Here is a 23,623-nt window from a genome sequence, read left to right as displayed (position 1 = left end):
TAAAATCTCCGCACCATGTCTGACTCAATCATCGCAATCGTGCCCGCCGCGGGCGTCGGCGCCCGCGCCAGCCGGCCCGGGCACGAGGCCGTTCCGAAGCAATACCGTCCATTGGCCGGACAGCCCATGCTGCGCCACGCGGTAAGCGCGCTGCTGGCCGATGAACGCGTGTCGCAGGTGCGCGTGGCGGTCACGCCGGGCGACGGCTGGGTCGACGCCGCGCTGGCGGGCTTGCCGCGCACCGTCTGGCGTGCCTGCGGCGGCGCCACGCGCGCCGATACGGTCGCGGGCGCGCTGGCCGACAGCGAGGTCACGGACGATGCCTGGGTGCTGGTGCATGACGCGGCCCGCCCGGGCTTGCCCGCCGCGGCGCTGGGGCGGCTGATCGACGCGTGCCTGGCCGACCCGGTCGGCGGGCTGCTTGCACTGCCGGTGGCCGACACGGTCAAGGGCGGCCACGATCGCGTGGAACGCACGCTGGACCGCAATGGCCTTTGGCTGGCGCAGACGCCGCAGATGTTTCGCGCGGGCGTGCTGCGCGATGCGCTGACCGCCGCGTCCGTGAACGGCGTCACCGTCACCGACGAGGCCTCGGCCATCGAGGCCGCCGGCTATGCGCCGCTGCTGGTCACCGGTTCAATGCGCAACTTCAAGGTGACGTGGCCGGACGATTTTGAACTGATGGAAAAATGGCTATGAGCATTCCTTTTCGCGTCGGGCAGGGCTTTGACGTGCACGCGCTGGTCGAAGGCCGGCCGCTGATCATCGGCGGGGTCACGATTCCCCATACCCACGGCCTCTTGGGCCATTCCGATGCGGACGTGCTGCTGCACGCGATCACCGACGCGCTGCTGGGCGCGGCGGGCCTGGGCGACATCGGCCGGCACTTTCCGGATACCGATCCGGCGTTCAAGGGCGCCGACAGCCGTGTGCTGCTGCGCGAGGCCATGGCGCGCGTGCGCAAAGCGGGGTGGACACCGGTCAATATCGACGCCACGCTGCACGCGCAAGCGCCCAAGATTGGCCCGCACGCGCCTGCCATGGTGAAGAACATCGCCGACGACACCGGCCTGGCCGAATCCGAGGTCAACATCAAGGCCAAGACCAACGAGGGCCTGGGTTATCTGGGCCGCAAGGAAGGCATCGCGGCCACCGTGGTCGCCTTGCTGGCGCGCGCGGACCCCTGACGCACGGGCCGCGCTGCGTGGCGTTCGCGCCACGCTTATCCAATATTCCGAAGCCGCCCGAGCCGCCAGGCCGGGCGGCTTTTACGTTGGCATACATCTTTAACAAATGAATAAGCGGACCGCATTGTTCTGACTTACGCTGCGCGACTTGAAATCTGACTAATCAGGGACACTCAGATGCGATTACGTGGCGCGGGGCTACTTTTTGTGCTGGCCGCTTTTGCTACCTCCGCCCACGCGGCCTACGAGAAGCAGCTCGGTCCACTGGCCGGCACGGTCAAGCAGCAGCTTTTGCAAGGCTGGCATGTCGGCGAGCAGGACGGCTGGTTCACCCTGCGCAACAGCGATGTCCCGGGCGGCGAGCAGACGTTCTACATCAACCCGGGACCCGCCCCGGAAAGCGGACGCATCACCGACGTCAACGTGATGGTCAACTCGAAGAGTCCCAAGGCGTCCATCGGCATTGCGCTGAACAACAACGCGCGCAAGGGCCTGTGCCTGCTGGAGATCCGGGCGGACCGCAACATTCTGCTGTTCTGTCTGGAAGGCCAGAAGCGCCGCGATATCGCGTCCGTGCCCAACGTCGCCAAGCTGGACGGCACCGACCGCATCCGGGTGGTGGAGGTGCCGGGCGCCGCGCGTTTCCTGGTCAATGGCCAGAAGATCGGCGATATCGAGGACGAGGCCGCGCTGGGCAGCGAGATCGGCATCATGGCCTATGACGAAGGCACGTTTGGCATTGCGGATTTCATGATCGTCTCGGACGTGGCCGGCAAGCCGGTCGGGGTAGGAGCGCAAGGGACCGCCGGACAGGGCAGCGCCGGACGGGGTAGTGCCGGACAGGGTAATGCCGGACAGGGTAGTGCCGGCGCGCCGCGCGTGCCGTCGGCGGCGTCGCCCCCCGCCCAAGCCCCCGCCGACAACAGTCCGGCGCTGGCCGGCGCCGGCCCATATCCCCGTTTCGGCGGGGACACCTTGCGCATCGTCGCGGTCTACATCGGCATCATGCGCAGCATCTTCCTGCACGAGTTCGGGCACGCCCTGATCGGCGAGCTGGAACTGCCGTCGACGGGCGCGGAAGAAGACGCGGTCGACATGTATTCGGCCTTGCGGATCGTCGAGCCCACCATCTACCCGTCCGACAACGAGGACGTGAACTTCATGGCCCGCGAGGCTGCCACGTATGCGGCCCTGCAGTGGTACTACAGCGGCATGCTGGCGGAAAAGCGGGGCGCGTCGGCGAACTCGGCCTGGCAGGACGAGCACACCGGCGACCTGAAGCGCTTCCGCAACATGCTCTGCATCATGTATGGCGGCAATCCCGCCGTCTTCGAGAACGTGGTCAAGCACGTCGGGTTCGAGGACCGGACCAAGGCGCGTTGCACCGACGAATTCAACAAGCAGAACCGGGCCTGGCGCCACCTGTTGGCGCCCCATACGCGCGTGGGCACCTGGACGCCGGACGGCCAGCAACCGGCCAACGCGCCCGGCGCGCCGGTCAACGTAGTGCTGGAACCCTCCAAGCGTAAGATCGGCAACCTGTTCGCGACGGCCATGTCCAACGCCGTCACCAACAGCGTCAAGGATCTGGGCAACACCTACGTCCTGCCGCGGCCGATCAATGTGACGTTCAAGGACTGCGGCCAGTTGAACGCCTGGTACAACCCGCGCGAGGGCTCGATCACGATGTGCTACGAGCTGATCGAGAACATCGCGGTGATGATTTCCGACATCGAAATGGGCACGGTCGGTGGCGAGGTCGTCGCCAACAAGGGTGGCGGGTCGCAGACGGCGCCGCGGCAAGCACCTGCGGCGGGGCAGGGCATGCCCGCGCTGCCCGCCGGCGCTTTCGACGAGCTGAAGGACTTCGGCGTGCCGCCGACCAGCCTGCTGTTCTCGTCCCCCTACCGGGGGCCGACGCCTGTCAAGCACACACGCGCCGATGTCATCACCACGGCCGACCTGGTCAAGCTGATCAATAACGAGAAGAACATCCTGATCATCGACACCAGCGCGGGGCGGGACACGCTGCCCATCGCCTATCCGCTGCCCGATGCCGGGTCGGACGGCAGCGTCGCGGACCATCTGCAAGGCGCGCTGGACGACTGGCTGAAGAAGAAGACCGGCGGGCAGCGCAACGCGCCCATCGTGTTCATGGGCGCGGGCATGAATGACCGCTCGGCCTACAACGGCGCGTTGCGCGCGGGATCGCTCGGCTGGCGCGCCTACTGGTATCGCGGCGGCATGGAGGCGTGGACCGCCAACGGCCTGCCCACTGCGCCGGTGAAACCCGCCGCGGGCAAGTAATCCGGCGGTGACTCGCCGGGCTGCGGCAACGGGCCCGGCGCCGGCCAGAACCGCGTCATCGGAAACGACGCAACGTCGCCCACAAAAGAAAAGCCCGCCTGCATGATGCAGGCGGGCTTTTTTGCGGTCGGCGAATCGCTTACTTGCCTTGCGCGGCCAGCGCCAGCGCGGCGGCGTTGACGACGGCGGCGATACGGCCGGCATCGCGCAGCTGTTCGGTCGACAGGCCGTCGTTCTTCAGGTTTTCATAATGCGAGGCCACGCAGAAGTGGCACTTGCCGATGATGGAGGCCACCAGGGCGAACAGCTCGAAGCGCTTCTTGTCCACGCCGCCATGGGTGGCGTAGGCATTCATGCGCAGCTGGGCCGGCAGGCTTTTGAGCTGGGCGTCGCCGGTCATCTCCACGTAGGGATACCAGGTGTTGTTCATGCCCATGAGGGCGGAAGCGGTCAGGGCGGCATTCGCGTCGCCTTCGGACAGGCCGCTCTTGAAGGCTTCAACCAGCACCGGGCTGCGCGCGGCATAGGCGGCGGACAGGGCGGCGCCCACGGCGTCTTCGGGAGCCAGCGTCGAGCGGGCGATCACGGCGTCCAGATTCAGGCGGATGTCCTTGGCCCAATCCGGCAGCTGTTCCTTAATGGTCGTAAGAAATTCCATAGTTTTTACCTATAATCTAGCGCAGTTAAAGCCCGGCGCGGGCCCCTGCAGGGCAGGGTCCGGACCGGGCTGGAAATTACAGCGTGGCGCCGCCAACCGTACGGTTGCACGGGCACAGTTCGTCGGTTTGCAGACCGTCGAGCAGACGCAGAACTTCTTCCGGGTTACGGCCGACGTTCAGGTTGTTCACCGAAACGTGCTGGATCGTGTTGTCCGGGTCAACGATGAAGGTGGCGCGCAGCGCAACGCCAGCACCCTTTTCACGCACGCCCAGTTGGTCGATCAGGGCGCCGGTGGTGTCGCCGAATTGGTAGTGACCCAGCTTGTTCAGGTCCGGGTGCTCACGGCGCCAGGCCAGCTTGACGAATTCGTTGTCGGTCGAACCGCCCAGCAGGACGGCGTCGCGGTCTTCGAAATCCTTGGCCAGCTTGTTGAAGCCGACGATTTCGGTCGGGCACACAAACGTGAAGTCTTTCGGGTAGAAGTAGATCACCTTCCACTTGCCGGGGAACGAGCTTTCGGTGATGTCTTCGAACGCCGACACGCCGTTTTCTTCGTGCTGATTGAAGCCGGGCTTGACGCCGGTGACCTTGAAGGGTTCGAGTTTGTCGCCAACAGTTTTCATGTTTACTCCCGTAGTTGTTGGGTGGAGATGAGGCTAGGCCTCAAAACCATAAATTCTACGCTATGGATTATCGTTGTCTAATTGATAATTCCTAAACTTGGCTTTGGGCAGCTCTATCCTCGCGGTCAATCCGCCGCCCTCTCGGGGCAGCATTCGGAGCGACCCGCCAACGTGTTTGAGCAGGCGTTCGACGATGGCCAGACCCAGTCCCGCGCCGCTGACGCCGGTGCGCGCCGCCTCGCCGCGGGAGAACGGGCGAAGCAGGCGATCCACGTCTTCGGGCGCGATGCCGGGGCCGCGATCGGAGACCTCGATGACGATCATGCTGCCTTCGGCCTGCAGTGTCATGTTCAGGTGCGCCATGCCGTCATCGGGCGAGCGGCCGTAGCGGCGCGCGTTCTCGATCAGGTTGCTGACGATACGCTTCAGATCCAGCGCGGTGATGCGGGCGCGCAGGCCAGGTTCCAGCGCCGCGTCCAGCTCGCCGCCCAGCGAGGCGGTGTGGCTGCGTTCGCGTTCGTACAGTTCGGCCAGCACGGCGGAAATGTCGGTGGCGAGCTGCGGCAGGGTGCCGGCGGGACGGGCGTACTCCATGAGCTGCCCGATGCTGTGGTCGATCTGGCCGAGGTCTTCGTCGATGGCCTGCCGCGCGTCTTCCGATACGCCGCTCAGCTCGATTTCCAGACGCATCCGGGCAAGTGGCGTGCGCAGGTCATGTGAGATGCCCGCCAGCATGAGCTCGCGGTCGGCCTCCGCCTGGCGCAAGTCCTTGGCCATGCGGTTGAACGACGCGTTCAGGTCGCGGATCTCGAGCGGGCCTTGTTCGGGCAGGGCCGCGGGCGTTTCGCCGCGCGACAGCACCTGTGCGGCCCGCGCCAACCTGGATAGCGGCCGGTTGACGAAGCCCACGCTGACCGCCGCGCCGACCAATGACAGCAGCAGCGCCGTCGCGCCCCAGCCCAGCCACTCGATTCCGCCTGTAAGACCGATCTGCTCACGCTCGAACACCAGCCAATACAGATCTTTTTCTATCTGGAAACTGACCCAGAAGCCAGGTACCTGGTTCACGCCCCAGGCAATCTGCGTTTCCGGGCCAAAACGCGTGCGGATATGCTGCGCCACACGCTGCCAGTAGTCGTCGTCGGGGAGGGCTTCGGCGAAGTCGGTGACCTCGCGCGGATAGACCTGGATGCCTTCGTTGGTGGCCAGGTCGAGGAGGAGCTTGCTGCGTTCGCCGTTATGCGAATAGATCAGCGCGGTGCGCGTGATATTGACGGCCGTGATCACCCGCTGCGCCATTTGATTGGCGCGCGGTCCCAGCTCCATGCTGAAAAATACTTGAAGCCACGCGCCCAGGCTGACCAGCATCAGCGCGGCGAGCAAAAGGAACGTGCGGCCGAACAAGCCGAGCCGCAAACGGGATGTCAGGTTCCTGAATGTTCTGCGCAAGCGCGGCACGACGCTGCGCTCCTGCACCGGGCGGGCCAGCCGATCAGCTACCACCGTCCGGAACGAACACGTACCCCAGACCCCAGACGGTCTGGATGAATACGGGCTTGGACGGGTTCGGCTCGATCAGCTTGCGCAGACGCGAGATCTGGACGTCGAGGCTGCGATCGAAGGCTTCGTATTCGCGGCCGCGGGCCAGTTCCATGAGCTTGTCGCGCGACAGGGGAATCTTCGGATGGCGCGCAAAGACCTTGAGCACCGAGAATTCACCCGTGGTGATGGGCACCTGTTCGCCGTTGCGCGTGAGCGTGCGGGTGGACAGATTCAGCACGTAGGGGCCGAAGGCGATGGACTCGTTTTCCTGGCTGGGCGCGCCGGGGTGTTCCTCGGTGCCGCGGCGGCGCAGAATCGCATTGATGCGCGCCAGCAGTTCGCGAGGATTGAACGGCTTGGACAGGTAATCGTCCGCGCCCATCTCAAGGCCGACGATGCGGTCGATCTCTTCCGCCTTGGCCGTGAGCATGATGATGGGGGTATTGTCGTGGCCACCGCGCAGCCGGCGGCAGATGGACAGGCCATCTTCGCCGGGCAGCATCAGGTCCAGCACGAGCAGGTCAAAATGCTCTCGTTGCCAGAGTTTGCCCATCTCTTTCGCGTCTTCGGCAACGAAAACGTTGAAACCCTGTTCGGACAAGTACCGGCGAAGCAGATCGCGCAAGCGCGGATCGTCGTCAACGACGAGGATTTTTCGGGTGGGGGTGGTGTTTTGCGTATTCATGGCCGGAAATGTAACAGTGACAAGAACCGGGGGCTAGAGGGCGTTCACAAGATATTACACATTGCGATCCCTGGTTGAAATCCCCCTTACACACGGGGGTAACAGCGGCTTATTTCGTACAATCTGCATCTATGGAACTAAACCTGCTGGCACTGGAAACTTCGTCGTCACGTTGTGGCGTGGCCCTTTTACGGGCGGTCGACGGCCGTCTGGAGATCAGCGTCCGCGAACACGAAGGATCCCAGGAACACGCCGAGCGCCTACTGCCTATGGCCGATGCGCTGCTCGCCGAGGCCGGCATCACCCCGTCCGGGTTGCATGCCGTGGCGTTCGGGCAGGGGCCCGGCGGCTTCACCGGGCTGCGCGTGGCATGCGGCGTCGCCCAGGGCATGGCCCTGGGGCTGGGCATCCCGGTGTTGCCTATTGTTTCGCACCAGGCCGTGGCGGCCGACGTCGATGGCACCCCCGCCGACGCTGTCGTCGTGGCCCTGGACGCCCGCATGAACGAGGTCTATCTGGCAGTCTACCGCCGCGGCGACGCCGCGGGCGAGGAATCTGTCTGGGAAACGCTTCAAGCTCCGATGCTGATTGCCGCCGCCGAGGTCGTGCCCTGGACGGCGCACCATCTGCCCAACTGGTCGGCCCGCGCCGGGCAGCCGCTGACGCCGCTACTGGCTGGCGATGCCTGGGAAGCCTATGCCGCCGACATGGCCGCGCCCGCCGAATGGCGCCGTGCCACCGAAGCCCAGCGGCCCCAGGCCGCCAGCGTGGCGCGGCTTGCCCGCCAGGGCTGGCTGCGCGGCGAAACGCTGGCGCCCGAGCTGGCGGCGCCGCTCTATGTGCGCGACAAGGTGGCCTTCACCACCGCCGAGCGCCTGCGCGGCGAGGGCGGCAATCCCAAGGCGCAGCCGTCGCTTGCCGCGCCGGTCCCGCAGCCCATGACGGATGCCGATCTGGACGAGGTCGTGGCGCTGGAGGCGCAAGTGCAGGCCTTTCCCTGGACCCGCGGAAACTTCGCGGACGCGCTGGCGTCGGGCTATGGCGCCTGGACGTTGCGGCGGGAGGGCAAGCTGGCGGGATTCTGCATTCTGATGTTTGCGCCGGACGTGGCGCATCTGCTGGTGATCGCGGTGGCCCAAGACCTGCATCGGCAGGGACTGGGCGGCGTGATGCTCGACTGGTGCGAGCAGCAGGCGCGCGAACGCGGCCTCGAAGGCCTGCTCCTGGAAGTGCGGCCGTCCAACACGTCCGCCATCAGTTTCTATAAGGGCCACGGCTATCTGCAGATCGGCATGCGCCGGGCCTACTACCCAGCCGAGAAGGGCGGTCGCGAGGACGCCATCGTCATGCAGAAACGCTTCGGCGAACCCGACGGAGCACCGGCATGAGCCCGATGGACGCCGCGCCGCGCCCGGCGCCGCCCCGCATCAACCCGTTGCAGCGCATCTGGTTGCGCGAGCTTGGCATGGAGCGGCTATGGCTGCGCACGCCGCCTGCCGTGCCGGTGGCCAAGGCGGGTTCCGTGGCGTCTGGAGCCACTCCCGGCCAGACGCCGGCTGCCGCGTCTCCTGGCGGTCCGAGTACCGCACCACATTCCCCCATTGTTGCGCCGACTCCCGTCGAAGCGCGGCTCGATGCCCCGACAGCTGCTCCGGTGGCCGACGCCGCGCCGGTCGCCGCGCCCGCCGTTGCGCGCACTGCCCCGGCAGAGCCGGCTTCTGGCCGCGCATCGGCTATTCCGGCTTCGATCCTGAACCGCACCGGCCCCCCGCCGCGTCCCGCGCCGAAGGTCGAGGTCCAGGAAGAGGCGCCGCCGCCCATTCCGGTGGCCGAGGCCGTCAAGGATGCCAATCTGGAGCAGTTGGCGGCGCAGGTCGTGGCGTGCGCCGCGTGCGGCCTGTGCAAGGGACGCCGTCACGCGGTGGTCGGGCAGGGCGCCCAGCCCACCCGCTGGCTCGTCGTGGGCGAAGCGCCGGGCGAACAGGAAGACCGCCAGGGCCAGCCTTTCGTGGGACGGTCCGGGCAGTTGCTGGACGCGATGTTGGCGGCGGTCGGCATGAGCCGCGAGCGCGACGTTTTCATCACCAACGTCATCAAGTGCCGTCCCCCGGGCAACCGCAATCCCAAGCCCGAGGAAATCGCGGCCTGCAGCCCGTACCTGATGCGGCAGATTGCGTTGCTGAAACCCGAGCGCATCCTGGTGCTGGGCCGGTTCGCGGCGCAGACGCTGCTGGGCACCGACGCCACCATCGGCAACCTGCGTGGCCGCGTCCATCATCTGAAGACGGACGAAGGCGTGCAGATCCCGGTCATCGTGAGCTACCACCCCGCCTACCTGCTGCGCAGCCCGTCCGAGAAGGCGCGGGCCTGGCAGGACCTGAAGCTGGCCGCCCGCGAGCTATAGGGCGCAGGGGTCAAAGAAAAACCGGGCAATTGCCCGGTTTTTTGTTGCTGCATCAAGCACTTGGCGCGATTGTCCTAGTGCGTCGAATCCAACGCGCGGCCGTGGCCTTCCTGGCCGATCTGGTCATGCAAGTCGGGGTTGGCCTGCATGTTGCGCTTGCTCCAGCGCATGAACACCACCATCAGCACGGCCACCACGGTGCCGAAGATGACGATGATCACGTTGATCGGCAGTTCCAGCCACAGCAGCAGCGTGTACATCGCCACCATGAGCAGGATGTTGAGCTGTTCGTTGAAGTTCTGCACGGCGATCGAATGGCCGGCCGACAGCAACACGTGACCGCGGTGCTGGAGCAGGGCGTTCATGGGCACCACGAAGAAACCGGCCAGGCCGCCCGTCAGCAGCAGGAGAAGATAGACGCTCCAGGGCTGGTAGACCAGCGGCATCAGCAGCACGACGAGACCCATCATGGCGCCGACCGGCAGCACGGCGAGCGCGCGGCGCAGCGGAATGCGCCCGGCCAGGATCGATCCCACCACCGTGCCCAGCGCGGCCACGCCCATCAGCATCGACGCCTTGTCGAGCTGGTAACCCAGATGGCTGCGGCCCCATTCGATGACGATCAGCTGCAGCGTGGCGCCGGCGCCCCAGAAGAGCGTGGTGACAGCGAGGGAAATCTGGCCCAGCTTGTCCTTCCACAGCACGCAGACGTAGCCCCAGAACGTGCGGATCAGGCGAACGGGGTTCTTCTGCTGCGGCGGATAGCGCACGTGCGTGCGCGGAATCATCAGGTTGCACAGCGCGGCCAGCAGGTAGACAAAGGCGATGACCAGGATGGCTGCTTCGGCCGGCGTGTGGACCAGGCTGCCGATGAAGGAGTGGCTGAGCAGAGCGGTGGACACCGACGAGGAAATCAGGAGGCCGCCCAGGACCGTGCCCAGGATGATGGAGAAGACGGTCAGGCCCTCGATCCAGCTATTGCCCTTGACCAGCATGGTCGGCGGCAGCATTTCCGTCACGATGCCGTACTTGGCGGGGGAGTAGGCGGCGGCGCCGATGCCCACCACGCCGTAGGCGGCGCAGACCAGCCAGGTCTGGTATTCGGGGGCGACGCCAATGCTGGCGTACGAGAACATCAGCAGACAGCCCGCCACCTTCAGGGCATTGGTGGAAAACATCACGCGGCCCTTGGGGTAGGAGTCCGCGATGGCGCCGACGAATGCGGCCAGCACGACATAGGCCAACGCGAACGACCACTTCATCATGGGGGCCAGCCAGTCAGGGCCGTGCAACTCCTGAATCAAGGCGATCGCTGCGATGAACAACGCGTTGTCCGCCAATGACGAGAAGGCCTGCGCCGCCATGACCAGATAGAAACCACGTTTCAAGAATGTCCCCGTTCTTCGGCCAGAGCCTGGCCAGTCCGCGTGAAAATTATGTGTCGTGCCAAAAAGTGTCAGGGAGTATAGCCGGAGCGTTGCGGCCAGCCATTGCGCGTTTGCCCGCGGGTTGTCCGGCCCCAACGTCTGGGTAAAGACCGCCTGCGGTATCATACGACCCATATGAGAGCCGGCCCTTCTTGGGCCGGTTTGCAATCTGTGCGGCAGGTCCGTTAACGCCTTTCGTTCAACCCACCCCGTCGTCATCGTACTGTGCGCCTTACTCAGCTCAAACTCGCCGGCTTCAAGTCCTTCGTCGATCCCACCGTCATCCCCGTGCCCAGCCAGTTGGTCGGCGTGGTGGGGCCCAATGGCTGCGGCAAGTCGAACATCATCGACGCCGTGCGCTGGGTGCTGGGCGAGGCCAAGGCGTCGGAACTGCGCGGCGAGTCCATGCAGGACGTCATTTTCAACGGGTCGGGCAACCGCAAGCCTGCCGCCCGGGCGTCGGTCGAAATGGTGTTCGACAACAGCGAGGGGCGCGCCGCCGGCCAGTGGAGCACCTACGCCGAAATCGCGGTGCGCCGGGTCCTGACCCGGGACGGCACCAGCAGCTATTTCGTCAACAACCAGCAGGTCCGCCGCCGCGACATCCACGACATCTTCCTGGGCACCGGCCTGGGCGCCCGTGGCTACGCCATCATCGGGCAGGGCATGATCAACCGCCTGATCGAAGCCCGCCCCGAAGAACTGCGCGTCTTCCTGGAAGAGGCGGCCGGCGTGTCGCGCTACAAGGAACGCCGCCGCGAGACCGAGAACCGCCTGTCCGACACGCGCGAGAACCTGACCCGCGTCGAAGACATCCTGCGCGAACTGAACAGCCAGCTCGAAAAGCTGGAAGCCCAGGCCGAGGTGGCCACGCGCTACCGCGAGCTTCAGGCCGACGGTGAAAAGAAGCAGCATTCGCTGTGGTTCCTGAAGGAAACCGGGGCGCGCGAAGAACGCGCCAAGAAGACGCAGGAAATGGCGCAGGCCCAGAACGAACTGGAAGCCGCCATTGCCGGACTGCGCGCAGGCGAGGCCGCGCTGGAATCCCGGCGCCAGGCCCACTACGCCGCCAGCGACGCCGTCCACACCGCCCAGGGCGCGCTGTACGAGGCCAATGCCCAGGTCAGCCGCCTCGAAGCCGAGATCCGGCACGTGGTCGATTCCCGCAACCGCCTGCAGGCGCGCCGCGACCAGCTCCAGCAGCAGATTGCGGAATGGACCAGCCAGCGCGAACACTGCACTGAACAGATCGCCCAGGCCGAAGACGACCTGGCCGCCGCCGCCGCTCGCACCGAAGAGGCGCGCGCCACTGCTGAGGACGCGCAGGCCGGCCTGCCGTCGGTCGAGCAGCGCGTGCGCGAAGCCGCCGCCGGCCGCGACGAGATGCGCGCGGCGCTCGCCCGCGTCGAGCAGAACCTGGCGCTGGTCGCGCAGACGCAACGCGACGCCGACCGGCAGATGCAGACCCTGGACCAGCGCCGCGAGCGCCTCCAGCAGGAACTGCGCGAACTGCACAGCCCCGATCCCGAGCGCCTGGAACAGTTGGCCGGCGACCGCGCCGCGGGCGAAGACCAGCTTGAAGCCGCCCAGGAAGAACTGGCCACCCTGGAAGGCCGTGTGCCCGAGGCCGACGCCGAGCGCAGCCGCGCCCAGGGCGCCGCCCAGACCGAAGCCCAGAACCTGGCCCGCCTGGAAGCCCGCCTGTCCGCGCTCGTGAAGCTGCAGGAGGACGTGCAGAAGCAGGGCGCGCTGGAACCGTGGCTGGCCAAGCACGAACTGGCCGGGCTGTCGCGCCTGTGGCAAAAGCTGCACGTCGAGCCGGGCTGGGAAACCGCCCTGGAATCGGCGCTGCGCGAACGCATGGCGTCGATGGAGGTGCGCAACCTGGACTGGGCGCGCGCCTTTGCCGACGACGCACCGCCCGCGCGCCTGGCGTTCTACCAATTGCCCGTCGCGGCGCCCGCGCCGACGGCGCCTGCCGGGTTCACGCCGCTGGCCAGCCTGCTGCGCATCACCGACCCCGACCTGCGCACGCTGCTCAACGAATGGCTGGCCGGCGTCTATACGGCCAATGACCTGACCCAGGCCCTGGCCTTGCGCGCGACCCTGCCCGCCGGCGCCGCCTGCGTGGTCAAGGCCGGTCACCTGATAGACGCGCACAGTGTGCGTTTCTACGCGCCCGATTCCGAACAGGCCGGCCTGCTGGCCCGCCAGCAGGAAATCGAAAACCTGCAACGCGAAATCAAGGCTCAGCAACTGATCGCCGACCAGGCCCGCGCCGCAGTCGCCCGCGCGGAAGCGGCGTGGCAGCAGGTGTCGCAGGCCATCTCCCCGGCGCGCACCCGCGTGGCCGAGGTCACGCGCCGCGTGCACGACATCCAGCTGGAACACTCGCGGCTGCAGCAACAGGCCGAACAGTCCGGCGAGCGCGCCTCGCGCCTGCGCCAGGACCTGGAAGAAATCAAGGCGCACGAGGAAGACCTGCGAGCCACCCGCGAAGAGGCCGAGGCCCGCTTCGAGGCGTTGGACGAAGAGCTGGCCGAGCATCAATCCAAGTTTGCCGACGCTGAAATGGATGGCGAGACGCTGGCGGCGCAAGCCGAGGCGGCCCGCACCCGCCTGCGCGAACTCGAACGCGCTGCCCAGGAAGCCGAATTCGCCGAACGCGGCATCCAGGTGCGCATCACCGACCTGCAACGCAACCAGCAACTGGCCGCCGACCAGAGCCAGCGCGGCGCGGTGGAACTTGAACAACTGATGGGCGACCTGACCGAGCTGGACGCATCCGCGTCGCAGGCCGGCCTGCAGGATGCCCTGGAAGCGCGCGCCGAACGCGAGGAAGCGCTGTCGCGCGCCCGCCAGGAACTCGAAAACCTGGCCGCGCTGCTGCGCGGCGCCGACGAAGACCGCCAGCAACAGGAGCAGACCCTGGAGCCGCGCCGCGCGCGCATCATGGAACTGCAACTGCAGGAGCAGGCCGCGCGCCTGGCCGAAGAGCAGTTCACCGAACAGCTCAATGCACGCGAAGTCGACCGCGAGGAGCTCGCCCAGTTCCTGGCCAACCAGCCCGACGAATGGCGCCGCGCAAGCTGGCTGCAACAGGAAGTCGGCCGCATCTCGCGCCAGATCGAAGCGCTGGGTTCGGTCAACCTGGCCGCGCTCGACGAACTGAACACCTCGCGCGAACGCAAGGGCTTCCTCGATTCGCAGCACGCGGACCTGATGACCGCCATCGAGACCCTCGAAGACGCCATCCGCAAGATCGACCGCGAGACGCGCGAACTGCTGCAAGAGACGTTCAACATCGTCAACGGCCACTTCGGCGAGCTCTTCCCCAAGCTTTTTGGCGGGGGCGAAGCCAAGCTCAGCATGACGGGCGAGGAAATCCTCGATGCCGGCGTGCAGGTGATGGCGCAGCCGCCGGGCAAGCGCAACAGCACTATCCATCTGCTGTCGGGCGGCGAAAAGGCGCTGACCGCGACTGCGCTGGTGTTCGCGCTGTTCAAGCTGAACCCTGCGCCGTTCTGCCTGCTGGACGAGGTGGACGCGCCGCTGGACGACGCCAACACCGAACGTTACGCGAACCTGGTCGCCAACATGAGCGAGCAGACGCAGTTCCTCTTCATCTCGCACAACAAGATCGCGATGCAGATGGCAAAGCAATTGATCGGCGTAACCATGCAAGAGCAAGGGGTTTCGCGTATCGTTGCGGTAGACATAGATTCGGCCGTCCAGATGATGGCCTCCGAAGCGGCATAAACCCAATATTGAGAAAGGCGCCGCCTTCCAGGCGCGGGATTTACACATGAGTGATTTGCAGATCGGGCTGATTGCCCTGGGCGTCTTGCTGATACTGCTGGTGTTGGGATTCAACTGGTGGCAGGACCGTCGCGTCCGTCGCAAGATGCAGAGCCACTTCCCCACCTCCGAACAGGATCCGCTGCTGGGCGCGGGTGTGGCGGGCGCCAGCGCCGCCACCGCCGGTGCTTCCCGGCGCGAACCCGGCATGGGCGGCGATTCTGCGCGCGTCCAGCCCGGCCAGCCCGCGCCGGTGGATCCCGGCAGCGATGCCGACGACGCCGAAGAACCCGATCCCGCCTGCGAAGTGGTCATCGAAGTCAACTTCGCCGAGCCCGTGCGCGGCGCGGATCTGTTGCCGTACATGCAAAGCCTGCGCAACGTGGGCCGCAAGCCCATGCGTGTGTTCGCCGAAACCGACCAGCGCCGCCACCGCGCGCGCGTCCATGCCGGCGAGTCCTATGCGTCCATGCAGCTTGCCGTGCTGCTGGCCAATCGCAGCGGTCCGCTGACCGCGATCGAATGGTCGCAGGCCTGGGCCCGCGCCCAGGACATGGCCGAACGCTTCGACGCCACCATTGAAGGTCCCGACCAGCAGGCCGTGCTGGAGCAGGGCGCCCGCCTGGACGACACCTGCGCTGCACTGGACACCCAGGTCGGCCTGACCCTGCTGCTGGGCTCGGCCCAGCCGGCGGCCGAAGTCATGGCCGTGGCGCGCGACGTGGGATTCGTCGCCGACGGCAACCGACTGGCTTGGCCTAACGAGAACGGCGTGGCCCGCTTCACGCTGGCCCGTGCGGACGGGGCTGCTTTCGATGCGGGCATGGGCGGCATCGAGCGCCTGTACCTGCTGCTGGACGTGCCTTGCAGCCCGGCCGACACCCGCGCGTTTGGCCGCATGGTCGACGTGGGCCGCGACCTGGCCTCGCGCCTGCGCGCTGAACTCGTCGACGACCAGGGCAAGCCCTTGGCCGACGGCTCCGAGACCGTCATCGACGAGCGCCTGCAGGTCCTGTTCGGCCAGCTTGAACAAGCGGGCCTGCCCGCCGGCAGCGAGCGCGCCCAGCGCGTGTTTGCCTGATGGCCAGCGGGTCCGGCGAGAATCCGGCGCAAGCCGCCGCGCGGCTGCGCGCCGAGATCGAGCAGCACAACGTCCGCTATTACGTCTACGACGAGCCCTCCGTCTCGGATGCCGAGTACGACGGGCTGATGCGGGATTTGCAGGCCCTGGAGGCCGAGCACCCGGAACTGGTGACACCCGAGTCCCCCACGCAACGCGTGGGCGCGGCGCCGGTGTCCGCGTTTGGCAGCGTGCGCCACGTGGTGCCGATGCTGTCGCTGAACAACGCGTTTTCCGAAGAAGAGGTTGCCGCCTTCGACCGCCGTGTCACCGATACGCTGCGCGGTGCCGGCCTGCTGGGTCCGGCGCAGCAGCCGGACTACTTCTGTGAACTCAAGCTCGACGGCCTGGCGATCAGCCTTCGCTACGAGGACGGCCGCCTGGTGCAGGCCGCCACGCGGGGCGACGGCCAGACGGGCGAGGACGTCACGTCCAACATCCGCACGATCAAGGCGATTCCGCTGCAACTGAAGGGCGCGGCCCCGAAGGTGCTGGAGGTGCGCGGCGAGGTGCTGATGAATCGCGCCGACTTCGAAAAACTGAACGCGGCGCAGGCCAAGCGCGACGAGAAGATTTTCGTGAACCCCCGCAATGCGGCGGCGGGCAGCCTGCGCCAGCTCGATCCGCGCATTACCGCCAAGCGGCCGCTGCGTTTCTTTGCCTACGGTTGGGGCGAGGTCCAGGGCCTGCCCGGTTCGCAAAGCGGGCTGTTCGACGAAGCCTCGGCTGGCGCGGACCAGGCCTCGCAACTGCCCGAAAAATCCCACGGCGCCATGCTGGAATGGCTGGCCTCGTTAGGGCTGCCGGTCAATGTCGTGCACAACCACCGGGCAAGCGGCGCCGAAGGCCTGATGGCGTTCTACGCCAAGGTCGGCGCCTTGCGCGCGAACCTGCCCTACGACATAGACGGCGTGGTCTACAAGGTGGACTCGCTGCCGGCGCAGAAGGTGCTGGGTTTCGTGGCGCGCGCGCCGCGCTTTGCATTGGCGCACAAGTTTGCCGCCGAAGAGGCCACCACGACGCTGGTGGACATCGAAGTGCAGGTGGGCCGCACGGGCGCCATCACCCCGGTCGCGCGGCTCAAGCCGGTGTTCGTGGGCGGCGTCACCGTCACCAACGCCACGTTGCACAACGAAGACGAGATCCGCCGCAAGGACGTGCGCATCGGCGACACGGTCATCGTGCGGCGTGCGGGCGACGTGATTCCCGAGGTGCTGGGCCCGGTCCCGGAAAAGCGGCCCGAGGACGCACGCGAATTCGTCATGCCGACGGAATGCCCGGTCTGCGGATCGGCCATTGAACGCCTGGAAGGCGAAACCATCGCGCGCTGCACCGGGGGCCTTTTCTGCGGCGCCCAGCGCAAGCAGACGCTGTGGCATGCCGCCAGCCGCAAGGCGCTGGATATCGAAGGCCTGGGCGAAAAGCTCGTGGACCAGCTGGTGGACAGCGGCCGCGTCAAGACGCTGGCCGACCTGTACAGCCTGCGTCCGCTGGAACTCGTGGGCCTGGACCGCATGGGCCAGAAGTCCGCCGACAATCTGGTGGCCGCCATTGAAAAGGCGCGCTCGCCGAATCTGTCCCGCCTGCTGTTCGCGCTAGGGATCCGGCACGTGGGCGAGACCACCGCCCGCGACGTTGCACGGCACTTCGGCAGCATCGACGCCATCATGGATGCGGATGAAGACGCCTTGTCGTCGGTGCCCGACGTGGGACCTGTCGTGGCCGCGTCGATCCGCCATTTCTTTGCCGAACAGCACAACCGCGACGTAATCGGGCAGCTCAAGGCGCAGGGCGTGAACCCGGTGGCCGAAGCCGCGCCGCAAGCCGACACGCTGGCCGGCAAGACGTTCGTGCTGACGGGCACGCTGCCGAACTGGACGCGCGAAGAGGCCTCGATGCACATCCAGGCGGCCGGCGGCAAGGTCAGCGGCTCGGTGTCCAAGAAGACCGCCTATCTGGTGGCGGGCGAGGATTCGGGCAGCAAGCTGACCAAGGCGCAGGAACTGGGCGTGCCGGTACTGGATGAAGACGGGCTGAAGGCGCTGTTGGGCGTGTCCTAGCCTGGACGCTGCCGCGGTTGAATGAAGGGCTGCACGCCATCGGCGCGCAGCCCTTTTTTGTTGCTTGCTTGGGGCGGTGTCAGACACCCGCGGAAGATGGTCGTCAACATGCGGCGGCGTCTCATAGGGTGTCTGACACCTGGATCGCGCGTGGGATGGTGGTTTGACACCCCGAGGAGATTGTCGCCAGCTTGAGATGGCATCTTATGGGGTGTCAGACACCTGAGCACCTTGCCGAGCCCGCAAAAAAATCTGCCCGCGATCGGCGGGCAGTTTTCTGAGCAGAGCGGGCCTTATTGAATCTTGGCCTTTTCGCGCAGTTGCTTCTGGTAGTCGGCCAGGGTTTGCTGGCGCAGCATTTCTTCCAGTTGCGGACGCACTTGATCCATCGGCGGGAATTCGACCGGACGGGTGTCGTCGACCATGATGATGTGCCAGCCGAATTGGGTCTGGACCGGCTTGTCGACCAGTTGGCCCTTCTTCAGTTGCGTCACGGCTTGCGCGAACGGCTGCACGTAGTTGGTCGGGGGAGCCCAACCCAGATCGCCACCCTTTTCGGCGCTGCCGGGGTCCTTGGAGTTCTTCTTGGCCAGTTCGTCGAACTTGCCCTTGTTTTTCTGCAACTGTGCCAGCAGGTCGTTCGCCTTCTTCTCGTCTTCGACGAGGATGTGGCGGACCTTGTATTCCATCTTGCCGGCCTGTTCCTTCTTGATCTTTTCGTATTCGGCGGTGACCTGGGCGTCGGTGACCGGGTGCTTGGCCAGGTAGTCGGCCATCAGCGCGCGAACCAGGATGCCTTGGCGGGCCAGCTCGATTTCGGTCTGGACGTCAGCCTGCTTGGCGATGCCGCTGGATTCGGCGGCCTGCACGAAGATCTGACGGTTGATCATTTCCTGCTTGACCTGTTCGCGCAGTTGCGGCGAATCGGTGGCGCCCTGGCCGACCAGGAGCTTGACGAATTGATCCAGGCTCTTTTGCGGGATGGCTTTACCGTTGACGGTAGCCACGTTCTGCGCAAAAGCAGGCACGGCGATGACGCAGGCCGCAGCCAGCATGACGATGCGTTTCATGAATATCCTTTGACTTTCTATTTGGGAGCCTGGGCGTCAAGCGCAAGCGCATGAATCGGATAGGGGATCAAATCTTGCAAATGATGATACACCAGCCGGTGTCGCGCAACGGCGGAGAGCCCCGCAAAGCAAGGCGCTACGATGATTACGCGATAGTGGCCGGCGCCGTTTTTACTGCCTTCGTGGCCGGCATGCAAATGGGAGTCGTCCAGGATGTCCAGACTGACGGGTTCCAGGGCGGCAAGACGTTCCCGGATCAGGGTGATGCGGTCGGTGTTTTCTGACATGAGTTCAGGGTTTGCCGGGCGGCGTGGCGCCCGGATTGGCCGGCGTGTTTTCTTCGGTCTGGATGTGCTTGCCCAGCCACAGCGACTGGCCAATGACGAAGACGATCATCAGTCCCATCAGGCCGAAGGCCTTGAAACTGACCCACTGCGACTCGGTGAAGTGGCCCGAGAACGCGACATACAGATTGAGCGCGCCGGCGATCAGGAAGAAGGCGGCCCAGATCAGGTTGAGTTTGTCCCACGCCGCATCCGGCAGCTGGATCTGCTTTTCCATCAGGCGGCGGATCAGGTTGCGCTTGAACAACAGGCGGGCAAAGACCAGCGCGCCGCCGAACATCCAGTACAGCACCGTGGGCTTCCATTTGATGAAGACGTCGCTGTGCAGCCAGATGGTCGCGCCGCCGAACACCAGGATGACCGTCAGGTTGATCCAGTGCATGGCTTCGGTGGGGCGGCCGGTGGCCTTGAGCCAGACGATCTGCGCCACGGCAGCCGCCATGGCGACGCCAGTGGCCGTGAAGATGTCCGTGTACCTGTAGGCGATGAAGAACAGGAGCAGCGGAAAGAGGTCGAACAGGAACTTCTTCATCAGTCTTCTAGGGGCTCAAACGTCATCGACAGGGAATTGATGCAGTAGCGCAGGCCGGTAGGCTCGGGGCCGTCGGGAAAGACGTGGCCCAGGTGCGCGTCGCAGACGTTGCACAGGACTTCGGTGCGCACCATGCCGTGCGTGGTGTCGCGTTCTTCGCGGACGAGTTCGGGGTCCAGCGCCTGGAAGTAGCTGGGCCAGCCGCAGCCGGCGTCGAATTTGGTGTCGGATGCGAACAGCGCCGTGCCACAGCCGACGCAACGGTAGATGCCAGGGGTGAACGTATCCCAGTAGCGCCCGGTGAATGCGCGTTCGGTACCTTTTTCACGGGTGACCACGTATTCTTCGGGGGAAAGCTGGGCGCGCCATTCGGCGTCGGTTTTGCGTACTTTTTCCATATGAGCTCTTGGAGTCGCGATGCCCGAAATGGTTCGGGCATAATCCCGCCCCATGTTAATCGAGTTTGACCAGGCGGTAGTGTCGACGCCCCAGGCGGAAGTGTTGCGCGGGGTGAGCGTCACCCTGGCCGAACGCCGCATCGGTATCGTGGGCCCCAACGGCGCCGGCAAGAGCACGCTGGCGCGCCTGGTCAACGGCCTGGTGATGCCGACTTCCGGCAGCGTCCGCGTGGGCGGGCTGGATACTCGCCAGGATCTGAAAGCCGTGCGTGCGCGCGTCGGCTTCGTGTTTCAGAACCCCGAAAACCAGATCGTCTTTCCCATCGTGCGCGAAGACTTGGCGTTTGGCCTGAAGCGCCTGGCGCCCGACCGCCAGCAGCGCGAGGCGTGCATCGACAGCCAACTGGCCCGCCTGGGCGTGGGCCACCTGGCCGACCGCAGCAGCCACACGCTGTCCGGCGGTGAGCGCCAGCTGGTGGCGCTGGCCGCCGTGCTGGTCATGGAGCCAGCCCTCATCGTCTTTGACGAACCCACCACCCAGCTCGACCTGCGCAACCGCAACCGGGTGCGCGCCGCCATCGATGGGCTGCCCCACGACGCCATCGTCGTCAGCCATGACCTGGAATTGCTCGAAGACTTCGACCGCGTGCTGGTCGTGCGCGACGGCGCGATCGCGGCCGACGACACGCCCGCCGCGGCGTTGCGCTGGTACCGGGAACACTGCGGATGATGGAGCCCCTGTACGTTGCGGGCAACACGCCGCTGCATCGGCTGCCAGCGTGGGTGAAACTGCTGGCGCTGATGGCGGCCGGCGCAGGTCTGTTCGTGCTGCGCGATCCGCTCTGGCTGGCGTTCGCCTTTGGCTTTTCGGTGGCGCTGGTCTGGTCCACGGGCGTCGCCGCCGCGGCCGTCTGGCGTCAGGTGCGCGGACTGCTCTGGGTGCTGCTGGCCGTCGCGCTCTTTACCGGCTGGTTTCAGGGGCCGCTTGAGGCGCTGGCGGTCGTGCTGCGCGTGGCGGCGATGGTGGGTCTGGCCCTGGCCGTCACGCTGGCGACCCGCACGTCGGACCTGATTGCCGTCTGCGAGCGGACATTGCGGCCGCTGGAACGCACCGGGCTGGTCGATGCCGAGAAGGTGGCGCTGGCGCTCGCGCTGACGCTGCGCTTCGTGCCCGAGATCTGGCGCAATTTCCAGGAGATCCGCGAGGCGCAGGCCGCGCGCGGGCTGGGGGCGAATCCGGTCGCGCTGATCGTGCCGCTGATCGTGCTGACGTTGAAGCGGGCCCAGGAAGTCTCTGAAGCGATCGACGCGCGCAGCGTCTGAAGGCCGCGCGCCCTGAACTCATTCAAAAGGGGAGACCATGAAATCGAACAATACGGTGCTGGTGGCGCTGTTTGCGGCGCTGATCGTCGTGCTCAGCCTGATGCCGCCCATTCCGATGCCCGGCATTCCGGTGCCCATCACCTTGCAGACGCTCGGCGTCATGCTGGCCGGCGCCATGCTTGGCCCCGTGCGCGGCGCGCTGGCGTGCCTGCTGTATCTGGCGCTCGCGGCGATCGGCCTGCCGGTGCTGCCGGGCGGGCGCGGCGGGCTGGGGGCGTTTTTTGGCCCGACCGGCGGGTTTCTCATCGGCATGGTGGCAGGCGCATTCGTGACGGGCTGGTTGGCGCGCCGCCTGGCCGCGCGCGGAACCGGCACGTGGGTGGGGCTGGCGGGGTATGTGGCGGCCTGCGTCGTTGGCGGCGTTGCGGTGGTGTATGCCTTCGGTGTGCCCTGGCTGTCGGCGGTGACGAAGATGGGCATGGCGAAGGCCGCCGGCGCGGTCGTGGTGTTCCTGCCGGGTGACCTCGTCAAGGCCGTGGTGGCGGCGTGGGTCGCTTCGCGCGTCGAGCGGGTGTGGCCCATGCTTGGCCGTTGATCACGGCGGGCCGCAGACCGTACGGCGAAAGACCCCAATCGCCCCAAGGGAATCCCCCAACATGACGCCTGCGACCCTTTCAAGTACAAGTTCGCCATTAACAAATGCGTTCGCCAAATCACGATTTACGTAGCACATCAGGGAATTACCGTAGTTGCGCTACGTCATCTGATACTGTTTTAACCATATAATATTTTTTTCTGTATAACTTTAAACAGGCTCGCTTCGCCTCGTTCGAGGCACATAAGAGCCAACCACAGGAGACAAAAACATGCGCAAGCACTTCGGCTTGTCCGCGGCCGCCGCCGCTGTAGCCCTGACTCTGCCGCTTCTGGCGAGCGCACAGGTCAAGGTTGGCGTGACGGTGTCCAGCACCGGCCCCGCCGCCTCGCTGGGCATCCCCGAGCGCAACACCGTGGCCTTGCTGCCCAAGGAAGTTGCCGGCCAGAAGATCGAATGGATCGTGCTGGACGACGCCACGGACACCACGCAGGCCGTCAAGAACTCGCGCAAGCTGGCTTCCGACGACAAGGTCGACGTGCTGATCGGCACGTCCATCACGCCGGGCTCGCTGGCAATGGTCGACGTGGCTGCCGAAGCCAAGGTGCCGATGATCAGCGTGGCCGCGAGCGCCAAGATCGTCGAACCCGTGGACGACAAGCGCCGCTGGGTCTTCAAGACCCCGCAGAACGACGCGCTGATGGCTGGCGCCCTGGCCGACGCGATGGCCAAGTCCAAGGTCAAGACGCTGGGCTTCATCGGCTTTGCCGACGCCTACGGCGACGGCTGGCTCGACGTGATGCAGAAGGCCGCCAAGGCCAAGGGCATCGAGATCGTCGCCATCGAAAAGTATGGCCGCACCGACACCAGCGTGACGGGCCAGGTGCTCAAGCTGGTCGGCGCCAAGCCCGACGCCATCCTGATCGCCGGCGCCGGCACTCCGTCCGCGCTGCCGCAAAAGGAACTGAAGGCCCGCAACTACGGCGGAACCATCTATCAAACCCATGGCGCCGCCAACAACGACGTGCTGCGCGTGTGCGGCAAGGACTGCAACGGCATGTACCTGCCGGCCGGCCCGCTGCTGGTCGCGGCGCAACTGCCCGACAGCAATCCGGTCAAGAAGTCGGCGCTGGCCTACGTGGAAACCTACGAGAAGGCCAACGGCGCCGGTTCGACCAACACGTTCGGCGGCCACATGTGGGATGCCGGCCAACTGGTCGTCGCCGCGCTGCCCGTGGCGCTGAAGTCGGGCGCCAAGCCCGGCACGCCTGAGTTCCGTGTCGCGATGCGCGACGCGCTGGAAGGCGTGAAGGACCTGGCCGTGTCGCAAGGCGTGTTCAACATGTCGCCCACGGACCACGCCGGCTTTGACGAGCGCTCGCGCGTCATCGTCAAGGTGGAAAACGGCAAGTGGGTCTACCAGCCCGATCTGTAAATCCCCTGGATCGCCCGAGCGCGGGCCGCCCGATGACGGGCGCCCGATCGCGCGGGGGGCGGCTCTCCGCCCGCCGCGCCGCGCCCGGCAGGACTTCGCACCGGCCTTTCCGG

Annotated in this window: 21 protein-coding genes; 12 read left to right on the top strand and 9 right to left on the bottom strand. The window is 66.1% G+C overall.

The genetic code is table 11. The features are described from left to right. Positions 1 to 15: 15 nt before the first annotated feature. The 3 genes from ispD to MHZ91_RS07120 all read left to right on the top strand — a co-directional run bounded on the left by ispD (position 16) and on the right by MHZ91_RS07120 (position 3,494). The gene (gene ispD / locus MHZ91_RS07130; RefSeq protein ID WP_175137313.1) at positions 16 to 699 is read left to right on the top strand and encodes a 2-C-methyl-D-erythritol 4-phosphate cytidylyltransferase; all 684 of its coding nucleotides are present in this window, start codon (positions 16 to 18) and stop codon (positions 697 to 699) included. Continuing rightward, positions 696 to 1,187, top strand: a complete 492-nt coding sequence (gene ispF / locus MHZ91_RS07125) for a 2-C-methyl-D-erythritol 2,4-cyclodiphosphate synthase (RefSeq protein WP_175137314.1) — start codon at positions 696 to 698, stop codon at positions 1,185 to 1,187. Before ispD ends, ispF begins: the two co-directional genes overlap by 4 nt. 207 nt (positions 1,188 to 1,394) lie before the next feature. After that, positions 1,395 to 3,494: a DUF4344 domain-containing metallopeptidase gene (locus tag MHZ91_RS07120; protein WP_239213057.1), complete on the top strand. Its 2,100-nt coding sequence runs from the start codon at positions 1,395 to 1,397 to the stop codon at positions 3,492 to 3,494. Between the two features lie 139 nt (positions 3,495 to 3,633). Here MHZ91_RS07120 and MHZ91_RS07115 read toward each other — a convergent pair whose 3' ends face one another. From MHZ91_RS07115 to ompR, 4 genes are all read right to left on the bottom strand, one after another. After that, positions 3,634 to 4,152: a carboxymuconolactone decarboxylase family protein gene (locus MHZ91_RS07115; protein WP_013392160.1), complete on the bottom strand. Its 519-nt coding sequence runs from the start codon at positions 4,150 to 4,152 to the stop codon at positions 3,634 to 3,636. Positions 4,153 to 4,228: 76 nt separating this feature from the next. Beyond that, a complete protein-coding gene (locus tag MHZ91_RS07110) occupies positions 4,229 to 4,777 on the bottom strand; it encodes a peroxiredoxin (protein WP_006217982.1) in 549 nt (182 codons plus the stop codon). Positions 4,778 to 4,837: 60 nt separating this feature from the next. After that, positions 4,838 to 6,265: an ATP-binding protein gene (locus MHZ91_RS07105; RefSeq protein WP_175123348.1), complete on the bottom strand. Its 1,428-nt coding sequence runs from the start codon at positions 6,263 to 6,265 to the stop codon at positions 4,838 to 4,840. 4 nt (positions 6,266 to 6,269) lie between these two features. After that, positions 6,270 to 7,004: a two-component system response regulator OmpR gene (ompR, locus tag MHZ91_RS07100; protein ID WP_003813882.1), complete on the bottom strand. Its 735-nt coding sequence runs from the start codon at positions 7,002 to 7,004 to the stop codon at positions 6,270 to 6,272. Positions 7,005 to 7,135: 131 nt separating this feature from the next. On the opposite strand from ompR, the gene tsaB reads away from it, so the two are divergent. Then, the gene (gene tsaB / locus MHZ91_RS07095) at positions 7,136 to 8,392 is read left to right on the top strand and encodes a tRNA (adenosine(37)-N6)-threonylcarbamoyltransferase complex dimerization subunit type 1 TsaB (RefSeq protein WP_175123001.1); all 1,257 of its coding nucleotides are present in this window, start codon (positions 7,136 to 7,138) and stop codon (positions 8,390 to 8,392) included. Further along, positions 8,389 to 9,408 (top strand): uracil-DNA glycosylase, encoded by a 1,020-nt coding sequence (locus tag MHZ91_RS07090; RefSeq protein WP_175123000.1) that lies wholly within the window; start codon positions 8,389 to 8,391, stop codon positions 9,406 to 9,408. Before tsaB ends, MHZ91_RS07090 begins: the two co-directional genes overlap by 4 nt. 74 nt (positions 9,409 to 9,482) lie before the next feature. Here MHZ91_RS07090 and lplT read toward each other — a convergent pair whose 3' ends face one another. Further along, positions 9,483 to 10,796: a lysophospholipid transporter LplT gene (gene lplT, locus MHZ91_RS07085; protein WP_175137318.1), complete on the bottom strand. Its 1,314-nt coding sequence runs from the start codon at positions 10,794 to 10,796 to the stop codon at positions 9,483 to 9,485. Between the two features lie 264 nt (positions 10,797 to 11,060). On the opposite strand from lplT, the gene smc reads away from it, so the two are divergent. The 3 genes from smc to ligA are packed head-to-tail and all read left to right on the top strand — an operon-like array spanning position 11,061 to position 17,813. Then, positions 11,061 to 14,594: a chromosome segregation protein SMC gene (gene smc, locus MHZ91_RS07080; protein ID WP_175137319.1), complete on the top strand. Its 3,534-nt coding sequence runs from the start codon at positions 11,061 to 11,063 to the stop codon at positions 14,592 to 14,594. A 46-nt stretch (positions 14,595 to 14,640) separates the two neighbouring features. Beyond that, positions 14,641 to 15,714 (top strand): cell division protein ZipA C-terminal FtsZ-binding domain-containing protein, encoded by a 1,074-nt coding sequence (locus MHZ91_RS07075; protein ID WP_175122997.1) that lies wholly within the window; start codon positions 14,641 to 14,643, stop codon positions 15,712 to 15,714. After that, positions 15,714 to 17,813, top strand: a complete 2,100-nt coding sequence (gene ligA, locus MHZ91_RS07070; RefSeq protein WP_175122996.1) for an NAD-dependent DNA ligase LigA — start codon at positions 15,714 to 15,716, stop codon at positions 17,811 to 17,813. Before MHZ91_RS07075 ends, ligA begins: the two co-directional genes overlap by 1 nt. A 293-nt stretch (positions 17,814 to 18,106) precedes the next feature. Here ligA and MHZ91_RS07065 read toward each other — a convergent pair whose 3' ends face one another. From MHZ91_RS07065 to msrB, 4 genes are read right to left on the bottom strand one after another with little or no spacing between them, the layout of a single operon-like run. Continuing rightward, on the bottom strand, positions 18,107 to 18,883 hold the full coding sequence (locus MHZ91_RS07065; RefSeq protein ID WP_175122995.1) for a peptidylprolyl isomerase: 777 nt from the start codon (positions 18,881 to 18,883) through the stop codon (positions 18,107 to 18,109). Between the two features lie 17 nt (positions 18,884 to 18,900). After that, positions 18,901 to 19,170, bottom strand: a complete 270-nt coding sequence (locus tag MHZ91_RS07060; RefSeq protein ID WP_218345250.1) for a BolA family transcriptional regulator — start codon at positions 19,168 to 19,170, stop codon at positions 18,901 to 18,903. Between the two features lie 4 nt (positions 19,171 to 19,174). Then, positions 19,175 to 19,759 carry a septation protein A gene (locus tag MHZ91_RS07055; protein ID WP_175122993.1) on the bottom strand — a complete coding sequence of 195 codons (585 nt, stop codon included), beginning with the start codon at positions 19,757 to 19,759 and terminating at the stop codon, positions 19,175 to 19,177. Next, entirely contained in the window at positions 19,759 to 20,157 is a 399-nt protein-coding gene (msrB, locus tag MHZ91_RS07050) for a peptide-methionine (R)-S-oxide reductase MsrB (RefSeq protein WP_218345249.1), read from the bottom strand. The genes MHZ91_RS07055 and msrB overlap by 1 nt, the downstream gene beginning before the upstream one ends. A 52-nt stretch (positions 20,158 to 20,209) precedes the next feature. Between msrB and MHZ91_RS07045 the strand changes: the two genes are divergently transcribed. The 4 genes from MHZ91_RS07045 to MHZ91_RS07030 all read left to right on the top strand — a co-directional run bounded on the left by MHZ91_RS07045 (position 20,210) and on the right by MHZ91_RS07030 (position 23,510). Next, entirely contained in the window at positions 20,210 to 20,887 is a 678-nt protein-coding gene (locus tag MHZ91_RS07045; protein WP_218345248.1) for an energy-coupling factor ABC transporter ATP-binding protein, read from the top strand. Next, positions 20,884 to 21,480 (top strand): energy-coupling factor transporter transmembrane protein EcfT, encoded by a 597-nt coding sequence (locus MHZ91_RS07040; RefSeq protein WP_175122991.1) that lies wholly within the window; start codon positions 20,884 to 20,886, stop codon positions 21,478 to 21,480. Before MHZ91_RS07045 ends, MHZ91_RS07040 begins: the two co-directional genes overlap by 4 nt. Before the next feature lie 37 nt (positions 21,481 to 21,517). Beyond that, a complete protein-coding gene (locus MHZ91_RS07035; RefSeq protein WP_175122990.1) occupies positions 21,518 to 22,075 on the top strand; it encodes a biotin transporter BioY in 558 nt (185 codons plus the stop codon). A gap of 271 nt (positions 22,076 to 22,346) precedes the next feature. Continuing rightward, positions 22,347 to 23,510, top strand: coding sequence for an ABC transporter substrate-binding protein (locus tag MHZ91_RS07030; RefSeq protein WP_218345246.1), 1,164 nt, complete (start codon positions 22,347 to 22,349; stop codon positions 23,508 to 23,510). Positions 23,511 to 23,623: the final 113 nt, after the last annotated feature.

Origin of the sequence: Achromobacter sp. ACRQX (genome assembly GCF_022346505.1) — a bacterium.
GTDB lineage: Bacteria > Pseudomonadota > Gammaproteobacteria > Burkholderiales > Burkholderiaceae_B > Achromobacter > Achromobacter animicus.
This window is presented reverse-complemented; position numbering and strand designations above follow the sequence as displayed.